Source organism: Allosphingosinicella sp. (assembly GCF_036387215.1).
GTDB lineage: Bacteria > Pseudomonadota > Alphaproteobacteria > Sphingomonadales > Sphingomonadaceae > Allosphingosinicella.
In genome coordinates, this window is sequence record NZ_DASVUE010000376.1 from 1 (window position 1) to 3656 (window position 3656).

4 protein-coding genes are annotated in these 3656 nt (G+C 66.7%); 1 reads left to right on the forward strand and 3 read right to left on the reverse strand.

Annotation, left to right across the window (positions count from 1 at the left end):
• Positions 1–213: 213 nt before the first annotated feature.
• The 3 genes from VF662_RS14685 to VF662_RS14695 form a co-directional block, all read right to left on the reverse strand.
• Positions 214–1401, reverse strand: coding sequence for an acetylornithine transaminase (locus VF662_RS14685; RefSeq protein ID WP_464142585.1), 1188 nt, complete (start codon positions 1399–1401; stop codon positions 214–216).
• A 127-nt stretch (positions 1402–1528) separates the two neighbouring features.
• Positions 1529–1903 (reverse strand): hypothetical protein, encoded by a 375-nt coding sequence (locus VF662_RS14690; protein ID WP_464142587.1) that lies wholly within the window; start codon positions 1901–1903, stop codon positions 1529–1531.
• A gap of 98 nt (positions 1904–2001) precedes the next feature.
• Entirely contained in the window at positions 2002–2829 is an 828-nt protein-coding gene (locus VF662_RS14695; RefSeq protein WP_464142589.1) for an ABC transporter permease, read from the reverse strand.
• A gap of 62 nt (positions 2830–2891) precedes the next feature.
• Here VF662_RS14695 and VF662_RS14700 point away from each other — a divergent pair, with 62 nt between their 5' ends.
• Positions 2892–3548, forward strand: coding sequence for a GcrA family cell cycle regulator (locus VF662_RS14700; RefSeq protein WP_464142591.1), 657 nt, complete (start codon positions 2892–2894; stop codon positions 3546–3548).
• Positions 3549–3656 lie beyond the last annotated feature (108 nt).

A 3656-nucleotide genomic window follows, 5' to 3' on the forward strand; every position in this document is an offset into this window, starting at 1 on the left:
GATGCGCGCGATCGGAGCGGGGTAGTCGTGAGCCGACAAGATCTGGTCGAGCACCGGCCCCAGCCGCACGACCCGGCCGCGGGCGTGGCGGGCGGGAATGGTGAAGCCGAGCGCCTCGTCGAGATTGGCGGCCGTTGCCGCTTCGAATTGATGTGAAGCCATGATCGAAGATGTAGGGAACGCCCGCCGCGTTTTCAGTATCCCCGGCTCAGGTCAGGCCGCCTGCGGCACCTCGTACCGCCGCGCGGCCTCGGAGAGGCGCTCCACGAATTCGGTAACGTGGCTCTCCTCGATCACCAGCGGCGGAAGCACGCGCATCACGTTGTCCCCCGCTGCAACCGTCAGCAGCCCGTGGTCGCGCAGGTAGGTGACGAAGGCGCGGCTGTCGGTCTTCATCTTGATGCCGAGCATCAGCCCGACCCCGCGGACGCTTTCGAAGAGATGGTCGTGGTTTGGGATCATCTGCTCGAGTGCGCCGCGCAGGCGCTCGCCCATGCGGGTGACGTGATCGAGGAATTCGGGAGCGGCGACGACGTCGAGCACCGCCTGCCCCGCCGCCATTGCAAGCGGGTTGCCGCCATAGGTGGAGCCGTGCGTGCCGACCACCATCCCGACCGCCGCTTTCTCGGTGGCGAGGCAGGCGCCGAGCGGGAAGCCGCCGCCGATGCCCTTGGCGGTTGCGAGGATGTCCGGCTCGATGCCGTAATGCTCGTAGGCGTAGAGCTTGCCGGTGCGGGCGACGCCGCACTGGACTTCGTCGAGCACGAGCATGAGGTCGTGCTCGTCGGCGAGCCGCCGGAGCCCCTTCATGAACTCGGCGCTCGCGGGGCGGATCCCGCCCTCGCCCTGGATCGGCTCGACGAGGAAGCCGGCGGTGTGCTCCGTGATCGCCGCCTCGGCTTCGGCAAGGTTGTCGAACTCGACGACGGTGAAACCGGGCAGCAGAGGCGCAAAGCCGTCGCGGAGCTTTTCCTGGTTGGTTGCGCTGATCGTCGCCATCGTCCGGCCGTGGAAGGCGTTCGAAAAGGTAATCAGCACGCTTCGGTGCGGATTGCCGTGGTGATGGTGATAGCGGCGCGCCGTCTTGATCGTGCACTCGACGGCCTCGGCCCCCGAATTGGTGAAGAAGACGGTGTCGGCGAAGGTTGCGTCGACCAGCCGCTGCGCAAGCTTTTCGCCCTGCGGCGAGCCGTAGAGATTGGAGACGTGGATCAGCGTCGCCGCCTGCTCCTGGATCGCCTTGGTGAGGTGCGGATGGCCGTGGCCGAGCAGGTTCACCGCGATGCCGCTCGCGAAATCGAGATATTGCTCGCCCTGCTCCCCGTAGAGATACACCCCCTCGCCGCGGACCGGCCGCACCGGCGAGCGCGGATAGACGGGCATGAGCGGCGTGATGGCCATTTTGGGCTCCTCGGAGTTTCGGTCGACGGATGCGAAAAAGGCGACCATCACGGTCGCCTCTCATGCACTTCTATAAGGATCGGCCGGGCGCCGCGTCAATTCAGCGCCCGGCCATTCGTCTCAGCGATTACCAGCGGTCGCGGCGATCGTCCCAGCGGTCGCGGCGGCCTTCCTGGCGCTCAGCCTGGACGCGGTAGCGGAGGTTCTGGATCCGCTGCTGAAGCTCCTGATGCTCCCAGCGGCTCAGGCCATCGCGGCGATAGTCGTCGTAGCGGCGGTCGATCCGCTCCACTTCGTTGTGGAGGCGGCGGGCTTCGTCGCGCGACACCAGCCGGCGCTCGCGGAGCCGCTCGATACGGTCGGAGATCTGGTTGAGCTGCTGCGGAATGTCGCGGCCCTGGTTGTAGCCGTAGCCACGGTCATACTGACCGTACTGGGCCGCTGCAGGAGCCGTTACTGCCACCGCACCGAGGATCGCTGCTGAAATCAAAATCTTACGCATGGTCTTACTCCTAGTCTCTCATCCCGATGCTGCCGGTATAGGCGCGAGTCGCTGTTCGGCCCCTGAATGGGGCCGTCAGCAACGGTTCAGGCCCGAAACTAGTTTTTGAGCTTCCAGCCCCTGCGGAGCAGAACGTAGCAGAGCGCCCAGAGCCCGACGTTGATCGCCAGCAGCAGCACTCCGCCGACGTGGAGCGGCGAATCCGCGACCCCGATGAAGCCCGAGCGGAAGCCGGAGATGACGTAGAAGAAGGGATTGGCGTGGCTCACCGCCCGGAATGCGGGGGCGAGGCTTTCGATCGAGTAGAAGGTGCCCGACAGGAGCGACAGCGGCGCTACGACGAAGTTCGAAACCGCCGCGGCGTGGTCGAACTTCTCGGCCCAGATCGAGGTGAGGAGGCCGAGGAAGGAAAGCATCGAGCTGCCAAGCAGTCCGAACCACAGGATGGTGAGCGGGTGTCGAGGCGCGACGTGCACTCCGGGCCACAGCAGCATGATCCCCCAAACCGCAAAACCGACGAGAAAAGCGCGGGTTACCGACGCTCCGACCAGCCCGGCGATCAACTCCCCAGTCGACAGGGGCGGCATCAGATAGTCGACGATGTTGCCCTGGATCTTCCCGACCAGCAGCGAGAAGCTGGAATTCGCGAAGGCATTCTGGATCATGCCCATGATGATGAGGCCGGGGGCCAGGAAATCGGCGAAGGGCAGGCCCATCACCGTACGTCCGGTGCGGCCGAGGGCGACGGTGAAAATGACCAGGAACAGGAGGGTGGTGATGGCCGGCGCCCAGATCGTCTGGAGCTGGACCTTGAAGAAACGCCTCACCTCCTTCAAATAGAGGGTCTTGAGGCCGCCCCAATTGACGCTCCTGATCACAGGGACGCCAGGGTCGGTACGAACCCACTTCGAAGGCTGGTCGTTCATGGCGCTCTCGCTAGAGAGCCACGCCGGGAGCCGCAAGCCGTGAACCTGAGGAAGAATTTCTGATGTCATGGACCGACGAGCGCATCGAGCGCCTTAAGGAGCTCTGGTCGAAAGGCATGACTGCAAGCCAGATCGCCGACGAGCTCGGCGGCGTGTCGCGCAACGCCGTGATCGGCAAGGCGCACCGGCTCGGCCTCCAGTCGCGCCCCTCGCCGGTGAAGCCGAACGAGCCCGCGCCGGCGGGCGCCAAGCCGGCCGCGCCCGAACCCGCTTCAGAGGCTCCCTGGGAGGCCGCGCCGGCGCCCGAGCCGCAGCCCGCCCCGCAACCGGCCGCTGCCGCAGCCGCGGCCGCTCCGGCGGCCGAACGGCCTGCAGCGCCGGAGCCGAGGGTCGTTTCAGTGGGCCCGGGCGGCTTCCTGCGCCAGGGTCCGGGCGACCAGCAGCCGCCCATCCCCCCTGCCCCGCCGCGCCGGCTCGTGCCCGCGAAGCCAAGCGCCGACGTCGCCGACAAAACCAGCCTGCTCGATCTCAACGAGAAGATCTGCAAGTGGCCGATCGGGCACCCGGGGGAGCCCGATTTCCACTTCTGCGGGAAAGCGTCGAACCCCGGCTTCCCCTATTGCGTCGATCATTGCGGCGTGGCCTATCAGGCGCAGCTTCCGCGCCGCGACCGCCGCCCCCCGCCCCCGCTCCCGTTCGGCGGCCCGCGCATCCGCTGATCAGCGCGCCGGAGCAGTGCTCCGGCGCCTCCGATGCGGCTGAGGCCCGCCTTGAAGGCCGGTTCTTATCCTGCCGTAATGACCCAGGTTAATGCGATTTTCCGGAAC